A 16,781-nucleotide genomic window follows, 5' to 3' on the forward strand; every position below is an offset into this window, starting at 1 on the left:
CCGCTGAAGTCGGGGTGCGGAGGCGGCGCCTCCGTCGAGTGGAAGGGCGGGGGCCATGCCTCCGCGGAGGAGAGGCGGGGGAGGGCCGGAGCCGTCACCCCGGCATGCGAGAACGGACGAGACCCCCTGCCGAGGCAGAGGATCCCGTCCGTCTCAGGACGACCCGCGGCGCACCGCGGGAGCGGCCGGGTGGGTCAGCCGCGCGCGCCGAGCAGGTGCTCGGTCGCGAGCTGCTGCAGGCGGACGAAGCCGAAGCCCTTGCCGCCGAGGTACGCGTCGGTGTCGAACGACTCGTAGGACGCGGTGTCCGCGAGCAGGTCGTCGTAGGACTCGCCCTCGTTCAGCGTCGGGGTCGACAGCTCGCCGACCTTCGACGCCGCGAGCGCCTCCTGGACCTCGGGGTCGGCGCGGAAGGCCGCCGCGCGCTCCTTGAGCAGCAGGTAGGTGCGCATGTTGGCCGCGGCCGAGTCCCAGACGCCGGTCTCGTCCTCGGTGCGCGAGGGCTTGTAGTCGAAGTGGCGCGGGCCGTCGTAGGCCGGGACGCCGCCGGGGCCGCCGTTCTCCAGCAGGTCGACGAGCGAGAACGCGTTGTGCAGGTCGCCGTGACCGAAGACGAGGTCCTGGTCGTACTTGATGCCGCGCTGGCCGTTGAGGTCGATGTGGAAGAGCTTGCCGTGGTACAGCGCCTGGGCGATGCCGGCCGTGAAGTTCAGGCCCGCCATCTGCTCGTGACCGACCTCGGGGTTCACGCCGACGAGCTCGGGGCGCTCGAGCGAGTCGATGAACGCGATCGCGTGGCCGAGGGTCGGCAGCAGGATGTCGCCGCGGGGCTCGTTGGGCTTGGGCTCGATCGCGAAGCGGATGTCGTAGCCCTTGTCGGTGACGTAGTCGCCGAGCAGGTTGACGGCCTCGCGGTAGCGCTCGAGGGCCGCGCGGATGTCCTTGGCGGAGTCGTACTCGGCGCCCTCGCGGCCGCCCCACATCACGAAGGTCTGCGCGCCGAGCTCGGCGGCGAGGTCGATGTTGCGGAGGACCTTGCGCAGCGCGAAGCGGCGCACGTCGCGGTCGTTCGAGGTGAAGCCGCCGTCCTTGAAGACCGGGGCGCTGAAGAGGTTGGTGGTCACCATCGGGACGATCAGGCCGGTGGACTCGAGCGCGCCCTTGAGGCGGTCGATCTCGGTCTGGCGCTCGGCGTCGGTCGAGCCGAACGCGAAGAGGTCGTCGTCGTGGAAGGTGAGGCCGTAGGCGCCGAGCTCGCTCAGCTTCTCGACCGCGTGCACGGTGTCGAGGGGCTTGCGGGTCGGGCCGCCGAACGGGTCCGTCCCGTTGTAGCCGATGGTCCAGAGGCCGAACGAGAACTTGTCGGCGCGGGTGGGGGTCAGGGACATTGATCCGAATCCTTTCCGGCGGCGTCGCCGAATTGTTGTTGCGCCCAACATATCGATCGGGGGCGTGCGGCGCAACGGTCGTCGCGACGTGGCGCGCGGTGGTGCTCCTCGATCGACGCGATGTCTCGCGTCGATATGTGGAGTCGCCCGACGAATTCCTTGCGGAAGCGTTTCGACTGTGCGTACAGTGCTCAGCAGCAACCCGGTCGAAGCGTTTCGAAGCACTGCTCTCCCGAGCAGGGCGGAGCGGCCGGGCACCGACGACGAGGTCCGGCAGGAGGAACGATGGCGAGCATCCACGACGTCGCCCGCGTGGCCGGGGTCTCGATCAGCACCGTCTCCTACGCCCTCTCCGGCAAGCGATCGATCGCCGCCTCCACCCGCCAGCGGGTCGACGAGGCCGTCCGGCAGCTGGGCTACCGGCCGCACGCCGGCGCCCGCATGCTCGCCGGAGCGCGGACCCACATCCTCGCCCTCTCGGCGCCGATGCGCGGCGAGCTGCACCTGCCCACCCACATGCGCTTCGTCACCGAGGTGCTCGAGCGGGCCCGCGAGTCCGACTACGACGTCCTCCTCCTCGTCACGGACGAGGCCTCCAGCGGCATCGCCCGCGTCTCCTCCTCCTCGCTCGTCGACGGCGTCGTCCTGATGGGCGTCGACGACGAGGACGACCGCGCGGCCCTCATCCGCGCGGCCGGCGTCCCGGCGACCTTCATCGGCGTCCCGGCCGACGCGCACGAGCTCGCCTGCGTCGACCTCGACTTCGCCGAGGCCGCCCGCCGCAGCGTCCGCCTGCTCGCCGAGCAGGGCCACCGCTCGATCGGCCTGATCGAGCACCCGCAGTCGTACACCGACCGCAACGCCGGCTTCGTCCGCCGCTTCGACGACGCCTTCGAGGCGGAGTGCACGGCCCTCGGCCTCGCCCTCAGCGTCGAGCGCCCGCACATCGGCCGCGCGAGCGCGTCGGCGGCGGTCGACGCGCTGCTCACCGCCCCGGTCTCCGCCCTCGTGCTGCACTGCAACGAGCCGGTGGCGGAGGCGGCGATCGAGCGCCTCGTCGAGCGCGGCCTCTCGATCCCCGGCGACCTCTCGGTCCTCGCGGCCTGCGCGAGCTACGACGGCGCGGCGCTCCCGGTGCCGGTCAGCAGCATCCCTCTCCCGTTCGACGCGATGTGCCGCGCGGCCGTCGCCCGTACCCTCCAGCAGATCGACTCCGGCCGCACCACCGGCGTCGACCTCCTCCCGCCCCACTACGTCGACCGCGGCTCCGTCGCGCTCGCCGCGACCGGCGCCCCGGTGCCGGCCGCTCCCTGACCCCTCCCCAGTCCTCATCGCCTCAGCGCTCTCCGCGCCGATCGTCGAAACGCTTCGACAGCTCGGCCGGTCTCAGAGAGCGCTCTTCGACTCGCACGATCCACCACTCACAGCCCTCGTCCACAGCCCCGCGGCACCGTTTGAAGGAGAACTCCCGCTATGTCGCTTCGTCCCCGCACCGCCTTCCACCGCCCTTCCGCCGCCACCGTCGGCTCGCTGAGCCGCCGCGGCCTGATCGCCGGCGGTGTCGGCATCGGCGCGATGTTCGCGCTCGCCGCCTGCTCCGGAGGCGGTTCCGACGCCGGCTCCGACGCCCTCGCCACCGATGTCGACGGCGCCGGCCGCACCCTCACCATGTGGGACTTCGAGACCCCCGACAGCGACCGCGGCATCGCCTGGCTCGCCGCCCGCGACATCTTCACCGAGGAGACCGGCGCCGAGATCGCCTACGAGTTCAAGGCCTTCGAGCAGCTGCGCACCGGTGCCAGCCAGATCTTCAACTCCAACTCCGCGCCCGACGTCGTCGAGTACAACAAGGGCAACGCGACCAGCGGTCTGCTCTCCAGCCAGGGGCTGCTGACCAACCTCGACGAGGCCGTCGAGTTCTACGGTTGGGACAAGCTCATCCCGGGCGCTCTGCAGACCACGGCCAAGTACGACGACAAGGGCATCATGGGCTCCGGCTCCTGGTACGGCATCCCCAACTACGGCGAGTTCACCTTCGTCTACTACGACAAGGACGTCTTCGCGGCGAACGGCCTCGAGGTCCCGACGACCTACGACGAGTTCACCGCCGTGCTCGACGCCTTCGTCGCGAAGGGGATCACCCCGCTCGCCGAGGCCGGCGCGGAGTACCCGCTCCAGCAGCTCTTCTACCAGCTCGCGCTGCTGAAGGCCGATCGCCAGTGGATCACCGACTACCAGACCTACACCGGCGAGGTCGACTTCGAGGACGCGGCCTGGAGCTACGCGGCCGATCAGCTGCAGACCTACGTCGACAAGGGCTACTTCTCGGCCGACGCCTCCGGGCTCAAGGCCGAGGACGCGGGCACCGCGTTCATCTCCGGCGAGTACCCGATCTTCTTCTCGGGCTCGTGGTGGTTCGGCCGCTTCAAGACCGAGATCACCGGCTTCGAGTGGGACACGTTCCTCTTCCCGGGCGCCGAGTTCACGATGGGCTCCGCGGGCAACCACTGGGTCATCCCCGAGACGGCGAAGAACAAGGACCTCGCCTACAAGTGGATCGACATCACGATGCGCCCCGAGATCCAGAACCTCATCGGCAACAACGGCGGCATCCCGCTGGTCGTCGACGAGACCGCCATCACGGATGAGAAGAGCAAGGCGCTGCTGTCGCAGTGGAAGACGGTCGTCGACGAGGACCAGCTCTCCTTCTACCCCGACTGGCCCACCGCCACCTTCTACGACGACCTCGTCGCCGCCTCGCAGGAGCTCATCAACGGCTCGACCGACCCCAGCGGCATGCTGACGGAGCTGCAGGGCAAGTACGACGACGGCGTGGCCGACATCAAGTAACTGCAAGGTCGCCCCCTCCCGCGAGATGCCACTTGTGCGCGCGACACGCCGTGAAAGCCGTGCACAAGTGGCATCTCGCGGCCACCCCGGGCCCCGCCGCCCCCACACGACAGCACACGTTCAAGGAGTACCCATGACGACGACCGTTCCGCGTCGCGCGGAGAGCGCCCCGCCGCCTCCCACGGCGGAGAAGCCGCCCCGCGAGAAGCGCTCCGGCGGCTACTGGCTGTACCTGATCCCGGGCTTCGTGCTCTTCGTGTTCATCGTGCTGATCCCGCTGATCTGGAACATCTACATCAGCTTCACGTCGTGGCGCGGCATCAAGCCGCCGATCTTCATCGGCCTCGACAACTGGATCGAGCTGATGGGCGACGACCAGTTCTGGACGTCGTTCCTCAACTCCGTCTACATGATCATCGCGATGGTGATCGTGCCGACGATCCTCGGCCTCCTCCTCGCCGCGATCCTCTTCGATCTGGTCGGCAAGAAGTTCGGCGGGAGGATCGCCTCCTTCCTCCGCGCGACCTACTACCTCCCGCAGATCCTGCCGACGGTCATCGCCGCGATCGTGATCGGCTGGATCCTCCGCCCGGACAACGGCGCCCTGAACTCGATCCTCGAGGCGGTCGGCCTCGGCTCGCTCGCGCACGACTGGCTCGGCAAGCCCGACACCGCGATGCTCTCGATCATGGTCGTGATGATCTGGGTGCAGCTCGGCTACCCGGTCGTCATCTTCATGGCGGCGCTGCAGCGCGTGGACCCCGAGCTCTACGAGGCCGCCGAGCTCGACGGCGCGAACTGGTTCCAGCGCTTCCGCTGGATCACCATCTCGATCATCCGGCCCGAGGTCTTCGTCGTCACCCTCACCTGCACCATCGCCGCGCTGAAGGTCTTCGGCCCGATCTACGCGCTGACCCGCGGCGGCCCGGGCGACTCGACCATCGTGCCGAGCTACTACTCCTACACCGAGTTCTTCCAGAAGCAGCAGGTGGGCTACGGCGCCACCATCGCGACCGCGCTGACCATCGTCATCGTGATCCTGGCCGTCCTCTTCATCCGCGCCCAGGAGCGCGTCGAGCGCAGCGAAGGAGCCCGCTGATGTCGGCCATCGAAGCCCTGCCGTTCACCCAGGCCGGAACCGACGACACCGATCTGACCACGCCGAAGAAGACGCCCAAGGCCTCGAAGGGCGCGACCAAGCGCACCTTCGGCGACTGGGCGATCCTGATCGTGGCCGTCGTGATCGGACTCGTCATCATCAGCCCGGTGCTGCTGATCCTGCTCAACTCGTTCAAGACCCCGGCCGAGTACTCCGTGGGCGGCCCGCTCGCCTTCCCGACCGGCCTCTCCTTCGACGGCCTATCGACCTTCTGGGAGCGGGTGAACTTCCCGGAGAAGCTCGGCAACTCGATCCTGATCTCGGGCTCGGTCGCGATCCTCGCGGTCGCCCTCTCGGTGCTCAACGCCTATGCGATCGGCATCGGCCGGGTGAAGGGCCGGAGCTGGATCATCATCCTGTTCCTGCTGGCGAACATGCTGCCGCAGGAGGCCCTGCTCTATCCGCTGTACTACATGTTCAAGGCCGTCGGGATCTACGACAGCCAGCTCTCGGTGATCATCATCTTCACCGTCATCCAGTCGGCGTTCGGCACCTATCTGCTCTCCAGCGTCTACGGCACCTTCCCGAAGGAGATCCTCGAGGCCGCGGCACTCGACGGCGCCTCCAAGTGGCAGGTGCTCACCCGGGTGATCGTGCCGATCTCGCGGCCGACGCTCTCGGTGCTGATGATCTTCTTCTTCATCTGGACCTGGAACGAGTTCCTCATCCCGCTGGTCTTCCTGGTGAGCGACGCGACGCAGACCGTCCCGATCGCCATCTCCAGCCTCCAGGGCGACAAGATCATGGACGTCACGACGACCAGCGCGAGCGCCCTGCTGGGCCTGCTGCCGACGCTGATCTTCTTCCTGATCTTCCAGCGCACCCTGACCCGCGGCATCACCGCCGGCGCGGTCAAGTAGCCCCTTCTCACCGCGGCGCGGGTCCTTCCACCGGGGCCCGCGCCGCTGATCCCCCCGGCGCGCCCGGTAGGGAATCGAAGCGCTTCGACCTCGCTCCCGGCATCGGCCTCCCCATCAGAAAGGCACCACCCCATGAAGTTCACCGACGGGTTCTGGCAGACGAGGGCCGGATTCACGCCCCTCTTCGCGCAGGAGGCGTACGACATCCGCTCCCACGGCACCTCGCTCGAGGTGATCGCCCCGACGAAGGTGATCCAGGGCCGCGGCGACGTGCTGAACCGGCCGACGCTGACCGTCACCGTGTCCTCGCCCGCCGAGGGCGTCGCGAAGATCCGGATCGAGCACTGGCGCGGCACTGCGACCCGCCGCGGCTTCGACCTGGTCGACGACGCGGTCGGCGAGGCGAGCCTGACGGAGTCCGGCGGCGTGCTGCGCACCGGCGACCTCGAGGTGCGCGTCGCGCAGGGCGCGCCCTGGTCGCTCGAGTTCTGGGACACCGCGACGGACACGCGCCTCACCGGCTCCGGGCACAAGGCCGAGGGCTACCTCACCGGCCCCGACGGGAAGGCCTACCTGCACGAGCAGCTCGACCTCGGCGTCGGCGAGCTCGTCTACGGCCTGGGGGAGCGCTTCGGCCCGTTCGTCAAGAACGGCCAGACCGTCGACGTCTGGAACGCCGACGGCGGCACCTCCTCCGAGCAGGCCTACAAGAACGTCCCCTTCTACCTCTCCAGCCGCGGCTACGGCGTCCTCGTCAACGACCCCGGCCTGGTCTCCTTCGAGATCGGCTCCGAGACCGTCGAGCGCGTGCAGTTCTCGGTCGGCGGCGAGGCGCTGGAGTACCTGGTGATCCAGGGTCCGACCAAGAAGGACGTGCTCCGCCGCTACACCGGGCTGGCCGGCCGCCCGGCGATCGTCCCCGCGTGGAGCTACGGCCTCTGGCTCACCACGAGCTTCACCACCAGCTACGACGAGGAGACGGTGAACTCCTTCATCGACGGCTTCGCCGAGCGCGAGCTGCCGCTGTCGGCCTTCCACTTCGACTGCTTCTGGATGCGCGAGTTCCAGTGGACCGACCTCGAGTGGGACCCGCGCACCTTCCCGGACCCGGAGGGGATCCTCGCCCGCCTGCACGAGCGCGGCCTGCACACCTGCGTCTGGATCAACCCCTACATCGGCCAGGCCTCGGCGCTGTTCGAGGAGGGCCGCGAGAAGGGCTACCTGCTGCGCACCACCGCGGGCGACGTCTGGCAGTGGGACCTGTGGGTGGCCGGCATGGCGCTGATCGACTTCACGAACCCGGAGGCGACCCGCTGGTTCCAGGACAAGCTGCGGGTCCTCGTCCGCCAGGGCGTCGACTCCTTCAAGACCGACTTCGGCGAGCGCATCCCGTCCGAGGGCGTGGCCTGGTCCGACGGCTCCGACCCCGAGGGCATGCACAACTGGTACACCCAGCTCTACAACCGCGCGGTGTTCGAGGTGCTGGAGGAGGAGCTCGGCGAGGGACGCGCGGCGCTCTTCGCCCGCAGCGCCACGGTCGGCGGCCAGGCGCTGCCGGTGCACTGGGGCGGCGACAACACCTCCTCCTACGTCTCGATGGCCGAGACCCTGCGCGGCGGGCTCTCGCTCGCGCTCGGCGGCTTCGGCTTCTGGGCGCACGACATCGGCGGCTTCGAGGGCACGCCCGACCCGGGCGTCTTCAAGCGCTGGCTCGCCTTCGGGCTGCTCTCCTCGCACTCGCGGCTGCACGGGTCGTCCTCGGTGCGGGTGCCATGGGCGTTCGACGAGGAGGCGGTCGACGTCACCCGGCTCTTCACCCGGCTGAAGCTCTCGCTGATGCCCTACCTCTACGCGGCGGGGGCGGAGGCGGCGCGCACCGGCACCCCGGTGATGCGGCCGATGACGCTCGAGTTCGAGGACGACCGCAACGCGGCGCACCTCGACACGCAGTACATGCTCGGCCACGACCTGCTGGTCGCGCCGGTGTTCACTCCCGACGGCTCGGTCGAGTTCTACCTGCCGCGCGGGCGCTGGACGAACTGGTGGACCGGCGAGAGCACCGACTCGGCGGGGGAGTGGCGCCGCGAGGTGCACGGCTTCGACTCGCTGCCGCTCTACGTCCGCGAGGGCGCGGTGATCCCGGTCGGTGCGCGCAGCGACGTCGCCGAGTACGACTACGTCGACGGGCTGGAGCTGCGGGTGTTCCCGGGCGCGGACGGCGAGACGGTCGTGCGGGTGCCGGCGCACGACTCCGGTGCGGAGACGGTGTTCACGGTGACCCGCTCGGGCGGCGACGTGAGCGTCGACGCGCCCGCCGGCAGCTGGACCTGGACCCGCGCGGGGTCCTGACCGGCGAGGCCCGCGCACAACATCAGCTGAGAGAGGGGTCCCTCCTCTGTGGGGCGAGGGACTCCCTTCTCAGCTGATGTTGTGCGGCCGGAAGCGCCCGCACCCGCGGATAGGCTGGCCCCGGAGAGCAGAGGAGACCGCGGAATGGCCGAGAACGCGACGCGCGGCAACAACCTCGACCGGGTCCGCCGGCACAATCTGTCCGCGCTCCTCCGACTCGTGCACCGCGGCGGCCCGCGGTCCCGCTCGCAGCTCACCCGCCTCACCGGACTCAACCGCTCCACCATCGCAGCCCTCGTCGGCGAACTGGTCGAGCTGGGCGTCGTGCGCGAGCTGCAGCCCGAGACCCTCAACCAGGTCGGACGGCCCAGCCCGATCGTCGAGACCGATCCGCGGGTCGTCGCGATCGCGGTGAACCCGGAGATCGACGCGGTCACGGTCGCGATCGTCGGCCTGGACGCCGAGGTGCGCCGCCGCATCCGCCGCACCGCCACCGTGCCGAGCGCCGAGGCCGCTGCCCGGCTCGCGGCGGAGGCCATTGCCGAGCTGGTCGCCGACCTGCCGAGGGACGCCCGTACCGTCGGCATCGGCGTCGCCGTCCCCGGTCTCGTCCGGGACGCCGACGGCCTGGTCCGGGTCGGCCCGCACCTCGGCTGGACCGACGAGCCGTTCTCCCGGATGCTCGCCGAGGCGACCGGGCTCCCGGTGCTCTCGGCCAACGACGCGAATCTCGGCGCGCTCGCCGAGAGCGTCCTCGGCGCCGGGCGTGACGTGTCCCACCTCGTCTACCTCAACGGCGGCGCGAGCGGCGTCGGCGCCGGCGTGATCGTCGGCGGCACCCCGCTGCACGGGATCGACGGCTACGCGGGCGAGATCGGCCACACCCTCGTGAACAGCGCCGGCGTCGACTGCCACTGCGGCGCGGTCGGCTGCCTCGAGACCGAGGTCGGCCGGGCGGAGCTGCTGCGGGTGCTCGGCCTCGACGAGAGCGCCGACGTGAGCGAGCGGCTCGAGGAGGCGCTCGCCGCCTCGAGCGATCCCGCGGTGCGTGCGGAGGTGGAGCGGCAGCTCGGGCACCTCGCCGTGGCGCTGCGCAACGTCGTCAACATCTTCAACCCGCAGCTGGTGGTGCTCGGCGGGTTCCTCGGCGCGCTCGTCGGCGTCGCACCGGGCTTCCTCGAGGAGCGCCTGGGCCGCGGCGGGCCGTTCCGGGTGGCGCTCGACTCCGTGCGCATCGCCCGCACCGAGCTCGGCGCCGACCTGCTGATGCTCGGCGCGGCCGAGCTGGCCTTCGAGCGCCTGCTCGCCGATCCGCTGACCGCCGAGCTGCACCCGGCCGGCGGCGCGCGGCCGGCGGCCTGAGCAGCGCTCCCCGCATCCCGAAGGCGCACTCCGGTCCACGGGCTCGGCTCAGACCCTTGCGCGACACCCGGTCGAATTGATTCGATAGTCAGGGAATGAATCCGGTCTCCCGTCGCTTGGCGGTAGAGGCGGTGCCCTTCCGCGCTCCCCTCTCCCTTCTCCGCTCTGCGCTCCGCAGGAAGGCTCCGTGACCTCTCTCGCCCCGACCCCCACCGGTTCGATCCCCGTGCACCGGCACGCCGGCGACGCCCTGACCAACCGTCAGCGCCTCGTCTACGTGATCGTGCTCGGCGCGCTCACCGCGCTCGGCCCGTTCACGATCGACCTCTACCTCCCCGCCTTCCCCGCGCTGCAGAGCGAGCTGAACGTGTCGGAGGCGGCGGTGCAGCTGACCCTCACCGGCACGACGCTCGGCTTCGCGCTCGGGCAGCTGGTCGTCGGGCCGTGGAGCGACGTGGTCGGGCGGCGGCTGCCGATCCTGCTCGCGACCTCGCTGCACGTGCTGGCCTGTGTCGGCGCGGCGTTCGCCCCCGAGATCGTCTCGCTCGGCGTCTTCCGCTTCCTGATGGGGGCCGGCGCCGCCGCGGGCGGTGTCGTCGCGATGGCGATGGTCCGCGACCTGTTCGGCGGGCGTCCGCTGGTGAAGATGCTGTCGCGGCTCGCGCTCGTCTCCGGCCTCGCGCCCGTGCTCGCGCCGGTCATCGGCTCGCAGCTGCTGCTGGTGATGGACTGGCGCGGCATCTTCGTCTTCCTGGCCGCCTACGGCCTGCTGGTGATGCTGGCGGTCGCGCTGCTGATCGTCGAGACGCGCCCCCGGGTGGCGCGCGCCGACCGCGACTCCCGCTCGCTCGTGCAGCGCTACCGCGCGGTGCTCTCCGACCGGGTGTTCGTCGGCGTCGCGATCATCGGCGGCATGACCTTCGGCGGTCTGTTCACCTACCTCTCCAGCTCGTCGTTCCTCTTCCAGGGGCTCTACGGCCTGGACGCGCAGCAGTACGGCCTTCTCTTCGCGGTGAACTCGCTCGGCGTGGTCTCGGGCGTCCAGGCGTCCTCGTACCTCAGCCGCCGCGGCGTCGGCCCGCAGTGGATCCTCGCCGTCACCACGGTCACGCTCTTCGTCACCGCCGGGCTGATCGCGCTCTTCGACGGCCTGGGCTTCGGCATCTGGGGCACCCTCGTGCCGCTCTGGTTCTTCATCGCGGCCTGCGGCTTCAGCTTCCCCTGCGTGCAGGTGCTCGGCCTGGTCAACCACGGCCGCGAGGCGGGCACCGCCGCGTCGCTGCTCGGCGCCGTGAACTTCGGCACCGCCGGCATCCTCTCGCCGATCTCCGGCCTCTTCGGCGCCGAGTCGGCCGTGCCGATGGCCGGCGTCATGATGGCCACCGCCGCCGTGTCGATCCTGGCGCTCTGGCTCGTCGTCCGCCCCCGCACGGTCCCGGCCCTGCAGGACTGATCCGCCGGGCCGGAGGGGCCCGACCCGCGCGACCCGCCCGCAACCCCCAGCGCGCGAACGTCCGGTGGCGCCATCATGTCCGGATGGATCCTCGCCACGACCCCCTGAAGACCGAGCCCGGCGTCGCCCAGCCCGACGCCGTGCAGCGCGAGCGCCTCCACCGGCGCGCCCCCTCGGACGACGTCGTCTCGAAGGTCCTCACCACGGAGGCCGCCCGGCACGTCTCGCGCCGCTGGCCGCTGATCTCCGCCTCGATCGCGCTGGCCGTGACGATCATCCTCGCCGTGATCATCGCCTTCCGGCCCACCAGCGCGTTCTCGTTCGACGTCGAGTGGATGGACGAGATCGTCGAGCACCGCTCGAGCGTCTGGGACGTCCCGGCGCTCATCATGAACACCGTCGGCGCCGGGATCGTCGGCACGGCGATCATCCCGGTCGCGATCATCATCGTGCTGCTGGTCTTCCGCCGGCGCTGGGCCGCCCTCTACTACGCGCTCGCCGCCCTCGTCAGCGTCGGCGCCACCCAGCTCGTGAAGGAGCTGGTCGGCCGCGCCCGCCCCGAGGACATGCTGGTCACCAGCGACTACGGCTCCTTCCCCTCCGGCCACACCGCGAACGCCTCGACCACCGCGATGGTGCTCGCCCTGGTCTTCCCGCTGCTCTGGGTCTGGATCGCCGGCTTCCTCTACAGCGTCGCGATGATGGCCAGCCGCACCTACCTCGGCGCGCACTGGCTCACCGACACCATCGGCGGCCTGCTGCTCGGCCTCGCCGTCGCCCTGATCGTCTGGGCCCCCCTGGCCGGCCGCCTCCGCACCGAGTCCGAGCTCCCCCACCCGCCCATCTGGGTCCGCACCTCGCGCTGATCCCCACCGCGAGATGCCACTTATGAGCGCGACACGCCGCAAAAACCGCTCACAAGTGGCATCTCGCGGAGGGGGTCAGAAGTCGCGCAGGCCGTCCAGCTCGTTGAAGGTGTAGACGTGCAGGCCGGCGAGGCGGTCGCCCACGGCGGCTTCCAGCCGGCCGACGAAGGCGGACGGGTCGAAGCGGCGGCCGCGCAGCAGCCCGCCCGCCACCGACGAGCTCCGCTTGAGGAAGCCGAGCGACGACCCGACGCCGATCCGCGCGCCGAGCGAGAGCAGCCGCGCCCGCTCGACCGGCCCCGGCACTCCGGCCCACAGCTCCGCGTCGATCCCGTCCGCCCGCAGCCGGTCGGCGTAGCGGTCGACCGCGTCCACGTCGAAGCACATCTGCGTGACGATCCCGCGGAGGTACGGCGCCCGCTCGCGCAGGTGCTTCGCGATGCTCTCGTCCGAGAGGTGCGGGTGCCCCTCCGGGTAGCCGGCGATGTCGACAGCCAGCTCGGGCCGCAGCTCGCGGGCGTCGCGGATGAGCTCGAGCGAGGTGGAGTAGCCGCCGGCGGCGCTCCTCGCGTCGCCCGAGATCACGAACGCCTCGTCGATCCCCGCGTCCCGCATCCGCCCGAGTGCGCGCTCCAGCGCCTCGCGACCCTCGACGTTCCGCGCCGCGAGGTGCGGCACGACCCGGAAGCCGCGGCCGGCCAGCTCCACCGCGGAGTCGATCGTCCGCTCCGTCCCGTGCTTCGGCAGGCTCGTCACGGTCAGCGTCACCGCGGCCGGATCGGGGAACGCCCGCTCCGCCTTCTCGCCGATGCCGTCCGACGGGATGATCTCGAAGCGCGCCCTGGTCATCCGCCCAGCCTCGCACGCGCCGGTGTCGGAGGGTCGCCCTACCCTGGAGGCGGTCGTCGCCCGGCGGCCCGGGAGGGAGTCGCGTGTATCTCGAGGACGACCGCAGCGGGGGAGTCCGCCTCGTCACGAGCCCGACCGATCTCTCCTCCTGGACGTCCTGCGAGTGGGCGGTGCTCCGCCGGCTCGACGCGACCCTCGGTCGGGCGCCCCGCGTCGTCGTCGAGGAGGACGCGATGCTCCAGCGCACCGCCGTCCTCGGCGACGAGCACGAGGTCGCCTTCCTCGCCGAGCTGAAGCGCACGCACGAGGTCCTCGAGTTCGCCCGCCCCGAGCGCGCGGACTACGCGCGGGCCGCCGACGAGGCCGTCGAGGCGATGCGCGCGGGTGTCGACGTGCTCTACCAGGCCACCTTCTACGACGGCACCTTCATCGGCTTCTCCGACTTCCTGCTCCGCACCGAGGACGGGGCCTACGAGGTCTACGACACCAAGCTCGCCCGGCACGCGAAGATCCCGGCGCTGCTGCAGCTCGCCGCGTACGCGGAGCAGATGGCGGCGCGGGGGATCCGTGTCGGCGAGAAGGTCCACCTGGTCCTCGGCGACGGCACGACCACCAGCCACGACCTCGCGATGATCGCCCCCGTGCAGCGGGTCCAGCGGGCGCGCCTGCGCGCGGTTCTGGAGGAGCATCTCGCCGCGACCGAGCCGGTGGCGTGGGGCGATCCGCGCTTCACCGCCTGCGGCCGCTGCGGGCTCTGCGCGCCCGAGGTGCAGGCCCACCGGGACCCGATCCTGGTCGCCGGCATGCGCCTCGACCAGCGCGCGAAGCTCGCCGCCGCCGGCATCACCACCCTCGACGCGCTCGCGGTCAGCGAGGGGCCGGTCCCCGGGATGAGCGCCGGCGCCGCCGAGACGCTGCGCGCCCAGGCCCGCCTGCAGCTCGCCACCGAGGCCTCGGCCGACCACGTCCCCGTCGTCGAGGTCGTCGACGCCTCCGTGCTGACCGCCCTGCCCGCCCCCGACCCGGGCGACCTCTTCTTCGACTTCGAGGGCGATCCGCTGCACGCGGAGGACGGCCAGTGGGGCCTCGACTACCTCTTCGGCATGGTCGACCAGGACGAGTCCTTCACCGCGTTCTGGGCGCACGACCTCGCGGCCGAGCGCCGCGCCCTCGTCGACTTCCTCGCCCTCCTGCGCGAGCGGCGGGCGCGCTTCCCGCGGATGCACGTCTACCACTACGCCTCCTACGAGCGCAGCCACCTGCTCTCGCTCGCGCAGCGGCACGGCACGGGGGAGGAGGAGGTCGACGCGCTGCTGCGCGACGGCGTCCTCGTCGACCTCTACCCGGTCGTCCGCCGGGCGCTGCGCGTCGGCTCGCGCAGCTACTCGATCAAGAAGCTCGAGCCGCTCTACATGGGCGCGGAGGCGCGCGACACCGAGGGAGTGACGAACGCGGCCGACAGCATCACCGAGTACGTCGAGGCGCGGGCGCTGCTGCAGTCGGCCGATCGGAACGCTGCGTCGGCCGACAGGGACCCCGAGAGGGCCGAGCTCGACCGCCGCGAGGGCGAGCGCCGCCTCGCCGAGATCGGCGAGTACAACGCCTACGACTGCCGCTCCACCCTGCGCCTGCGCGACTGGCTGCGCTCGCTCGCCCCCGCCCGCGAGGAGGAGCCGCTCCCGCTCGTCGACGTCGACCTGCCCGTGCCGCGCGAGCCGGACCCGGTCGCCGTCGCCCTCCTCGCCGAGGTCGAGGGCATCGAACCCCGCGAGCGCAGCCCCGACCAGACCGCCCTCGCCCTCGCCGGCGCGGCGATCGACTACCACCGCCGCGAGGCGAAGACCTTCTGGCAGGAGCACTTCGACCGGCTGCGCCAGCCGCTCGACGACTGGGCCGACGCCCGCGACGTGGTCGTCGTCGAGCGGGTCGAGGTCGTCCGCGACTGGTCGACACCGGCGCGGGCGCGCACCCTCTCCCGCGAGCTGCGGATCCTCGGCCGCCTCGCCCCGGGCAGCCGGCTCGGCATCGGCGCGAAGCCGTTCCTCGTCTACGACTCCCCGGCGCCGCCCGGGGCGCCCTCGCCCGGCCCGGGGATGCGCGGAGCCTCCGACCGCTCCGAGATCCTCGCCGCGTCCGACGACGGCGAGCGGGTCGTGCTGCTGCTCAAGGAGGGCCTGCGCGCGGGGGAGGACCCGCACGACGACGTCCCGATCGCCCTGGCGCCCGCGCCGCCGCCCCGGGCCGCCCCGCAGCCCGAGGCGATCGCGGAGTGGGGCGGTCAGGTGCTCGACGCCCTGCCCGCGCTCCTGGCAGACCCCGCCCTCGACGTGCTCCGGCGCGTGCCCCCGGCCGTCGTCGCGCCGGTCGAGGGCGACGACGTCATCGCCGCGGTCGTCGAGACCCTGCTCGGCCTCGAGCGCGCGACGCTCGCCGTCCAGGGCCCGCCCGGCACCGGCAAGACCTACGTCGGCTCGCACGTCATCGCCCGGCTCGTCACCGAGCACGGCTGGCGGGTCGGCGTCGTCGGGCAGTCGCACTCCGTCGTCGAGAACGTGCTGACCGCGGTCGTCGCGAAGGGCGTCGACCCCGCCCGGGTCGCGAAGGTGCCCAAGGCCGGCAGCTCCGCGGAGGCCCTCGCCGCCGTCGCCTGGACGCCGGTGAAGAACGGCGCCGCCCTCGCGGCGCTCGCCGAGGGCGGCGGCTGCGTCGTCGGCGGCACCGCCTGGACCTTCGCCAACGCGGGCAGCGTCCCGCGCCGCTCCCTCGACCTGCTGGTGATCGACGAGGCCGGCCAGTTCTCGCTCGCGCCGACCATCGCCTCCGCGATCGCCGCCGAGCGGGTGCTCCTCCTCGGCGACCCGCAGCAGCTCCCGCAGGTCAGCCAGGGCTCGCACCCCGAGCCGGTCGACGAGTCGGCGCTCGGCTGGCTCGCCGACGGCCACGACGTCCTGCCGCCCGCCTTCGGCTACTTCCTCGCGCAGACCTACCGGATGCACCCCGCGCTCGCCGCCGCCGTCTCCGAGCTCTCCTACGAGGGCGCCCTCTCCTCCCGCGCCCCGGAGCAGCGCCGGCTCGACGGCGTCGCGCCCGGACTGCACGCGGTGCCGGTCGTGCACGCCGGCGACACCACGTCCTCCCCGGACGAGGCGCGCCGGGTCGTCGAGATCGCGCTGACCATGGTCGGTCGCTCCTGGACCGACGAGCACGGCGAGCGCGCGCTCACCGCCGCGGACGTCATCGTCGTCGCCCCCTACAACGCGCAGGGCGCGCTGCTCCGCGACGCCCTCGACGCCGCCGGGCTCGAGGAGACGCTGGTCGGCACGGTCGACCTCTTCCAGGGCCGGGAGGCGGTCGTCGCGATCGTCTCGCTCGCCGCGTCCTCCGGCGCCGACGTCCCGCGCGGCCTCGAGTTCCTGCTGCTGCCCAACCGGCTGAACGTCGCGATCTCTCGGGCCAAGTGGGCCGCCTACCTCGTGCACTCGCCCGCGCTCGCGGCGTCGCCGCCCACCTCGATGGCGGCGCTCGAGCGGCTCTCGCGCTTCATCCGCCTCCTCGAGATCGCGGAGGAGACGGCGCAGGAGTGACGGAATCCGTCGTGCGGATCCGATCCGCCTCACGATTCCCGCGGTCCGGGCCTTGAACCAC

At 71.7% G+C, this 16,781-nt stretch carries 11 protein-coding genes; 9 read left to right on the forward strand and 2 right to left on the reverse strand.

Annotation, left to right across the window (positions count from 1 at the left end; translation table 11 throughout):
• Window positions 1-194: 194 nt before the first annotated feature.
• Window positions 195-1,388: a xylose isomerase gene (gene xylA / locus MT355_RS02595; protein ID WP_123447721.1), complete on the reverse strand. Its 1,194-nt coding sequence runs from the start codon at window positions 1,386-1,388 to the stop codon at window positions 195-197.
• 285 nt (window positions 1,389-1,673) lie between these two features.
• Between xylA and MT355_RS02600 the strand changes: the two genes are divergently transcribed.
• From MT355_RS02600 to MT355_RS02635, 8 genes are all read left to right on the forward strand, one after another.
• On the forward strand, window positions 1,674-2,702 hold the full coding sequence (locus MT355_RS02600) for a LacI family DNA-binding transcriptional regulator (RefSeq protein WP_243598416.1): 1,029 nt from the start codon (window positions 1,674-1,676) through the stop codon (window positions 2,700-2,702).
• 159 nt (window positions 2,703-2,861) lie between these two features.
• Window positions 2,862-4,238, forward strand: coding sequence for an ABC transporter substrate-binding protein (locus MT355_RS02605; protein WP_243598417.1), 1,377 nt, complete (start codon window positions 2,862-2,864; stop codon window positions 4,236-4,238).
• A 133-nt stretch (window positions 4,239-4,371) separates the two neighbouring features.
• Entirely contained in the window at window positions 4,372-5,337 is a 966-nt protein-coding gene (locus MT355_RS02610; RefSeq protein ID WP_123447720.1) for a carbohydrate ABC transporter permease, read from the forward strand.
• Complete coding sequence (locus MT355_RS02615) at window positions 5,337-6,257, forward strand: carbohydrate ABC transporter permease (RefSeq protein WP_243598418.1); 921 nt, start codon at window positions 5,337-5,339, stop codon at window positions 6,255-6,257. The genes MT355_RS02610 and MT355_RS02615 overlap by 1 nt, the downstream gene beginning before the upstream one ends.
• A 132-nt stretch (window positions 6,258-6,389) precedes the next feature.
• Window positions 6,390-8,606 carry an alpha-xylosidase gene (yicI, locus tag MT355_RS02620; RefSeq protein WP_243598419.1) on the forward strand — a complete coding sequence of 739 codons (2,217 nt, stop codon included), beginning with the start codon at window positions 6,390-6,392 and terminating at the stop codon, window positions 8,604-8,606.
• A 144-nt stretch (window positions 8,607-8,750) separates the two neighbouring features.
• Entirely contained in the window at window positions 8,751-9,968 is a 1,218-nt protein-coding gene (locus MT355_RS02625) for an ROK family protein (protein ID WP_243598420.1), read from the forward strand.
• A gap of 187 nt (window positions 9,969-10,155) precedes the next feature.
• On the forward strand, window positions 10,156-11,421 hold the full coding sequence (locus tag MT355_RS02630; protein WP_243598421.1) for a multidrug effflux MFS transporter: 1,266 nt from the start codon (window positions 10,156-10,158) through the stop codon (window positions 11,419-11,421).
• A gap of 83 nt (window positions 11,422-11,504) precedes the next feature.
• A complete protein-coding gene (locus tag MT355_RS02635; RefSeq protein WP_243598422.1) occupies window positions 11,505-12,287 on the forward strand; it encodes a phosphatase PAP2 family protein in 783 nt (260 codons plus the stop codon).
• A gap of 75 nt (window positions 12,288-12,362) precedes the next feature.
• Here the strand turns inward: MT355_RS02635 and MT355_RS02640 are convergent, their stop codons facing one another.
• On the reverse strand, window positions 12,363-13,136 hold the full coding sequence (locus MT355_RS02640) for a methylenetetrahydrofolate reductase (RefSeq protein WP_243598423.1): 774 nt from the start codon (window positions 13,134-13,136) through the stop codon (window positions 12,363-12,365).
• An 83-nt stretch (window positions 13,137-13,219) separates the two neighbouring features.
• On the opposite strand from MT355_RS02640, the gene MT355_RS02645 reads away from it, so the two are divergent.
• On the forward strand, window positions 13,220-16,720 hold the full coding sequence (locus MT355_RS02645) for a bifunctional RecB family nuclease/DEAD/DEAH box helicase (RefSeq protein WP_243598424.1): 3,501 nt from the start codon (window positions 13,220-13,222) through the stop codon (window positions 16,718-16,720).
• Window positions 16,721-16,781 lie beyond the last annotated feature (61 nt).

Source organism: Rathayibacter sp. VKM Ac-2929 (assembly GCF_022815495.1).
Lineage (GTDB): Bacteria > Actinomycetota > Actinomycetes > Actinomycetales > Microbacteriaceae > Rathayibacter > Rathayibacter festucae.

What these genes read in the sequence shown, in the direction of transcription:
- xylA (WP_123447721.1), bottom strand. Translation starts at nt 1,388, where the DNA reads ATGTCCCTGACCCCCACCCGCGCCGACAAGTTCTCGTTCGGCCTCTGG.
- MT355_RS02600 (WP_243598416.1), top strand. Translation starts at nt 1,674, where the DNA reads ATGGCGAGCATCCACGACGTCGCCCGCGTGGCCGGGGTCTCGATCAGC.
- MT355_RS02605 (WP_243598417.1), top strand. Translation starts at nt 2,862, where the DNA reads ATGTCGCTTCGTCCCCGCACCGCCTTCCACCGCCCTTCCGCCGCCACC.
- MT355_RS02610 (WP_123447720.1), top strand. Translation starts at nt 4,372, where the DNA reads ATGACGACGACCGTTCCGCGTCGCGCGGAGAGCGCCCCGCCGCCTCCC.
- MT355_RS02615 (WP_243598418.1), top strand. Translation starts at nt 5,337, where the DNA reads ATGTCGGCCATCGAAGCCCTGCCGTTCACCCAGGCCGGAACCGACGAC.
- yicI (WP_243598419.1), top strand. Translation starts at nt 6,390, where the DNA reads ATGAAGTTCACCGACGGGTTCTGGCAGACGAGGGCCGGATTCACGCCC.
- MT355_RS02625 (WP_243598420.1), top strand. Translation starts at nt 8,751, where the DNA reads ATGGCCGAGAACGCGACGCGCGGCAACAACCTCGACCGGGTCCGCCGG.
- MT355_RS02635 (WP_243598422.1), top strand. Translation starts at nt 11,505, where the DNA reads ATGGATCCTCGCCACGACCCCCTGAAGACCGAGCCCGGCGTCGCCCAG.
- MT355_RS02640 (WP_243598423.1), bottom strand. Translation starts at nt 13,136, where the DNA reads ATGACCAGGGCGCGCTTCGAGATCATCCCGTCGGACGGCATCGGCGAG.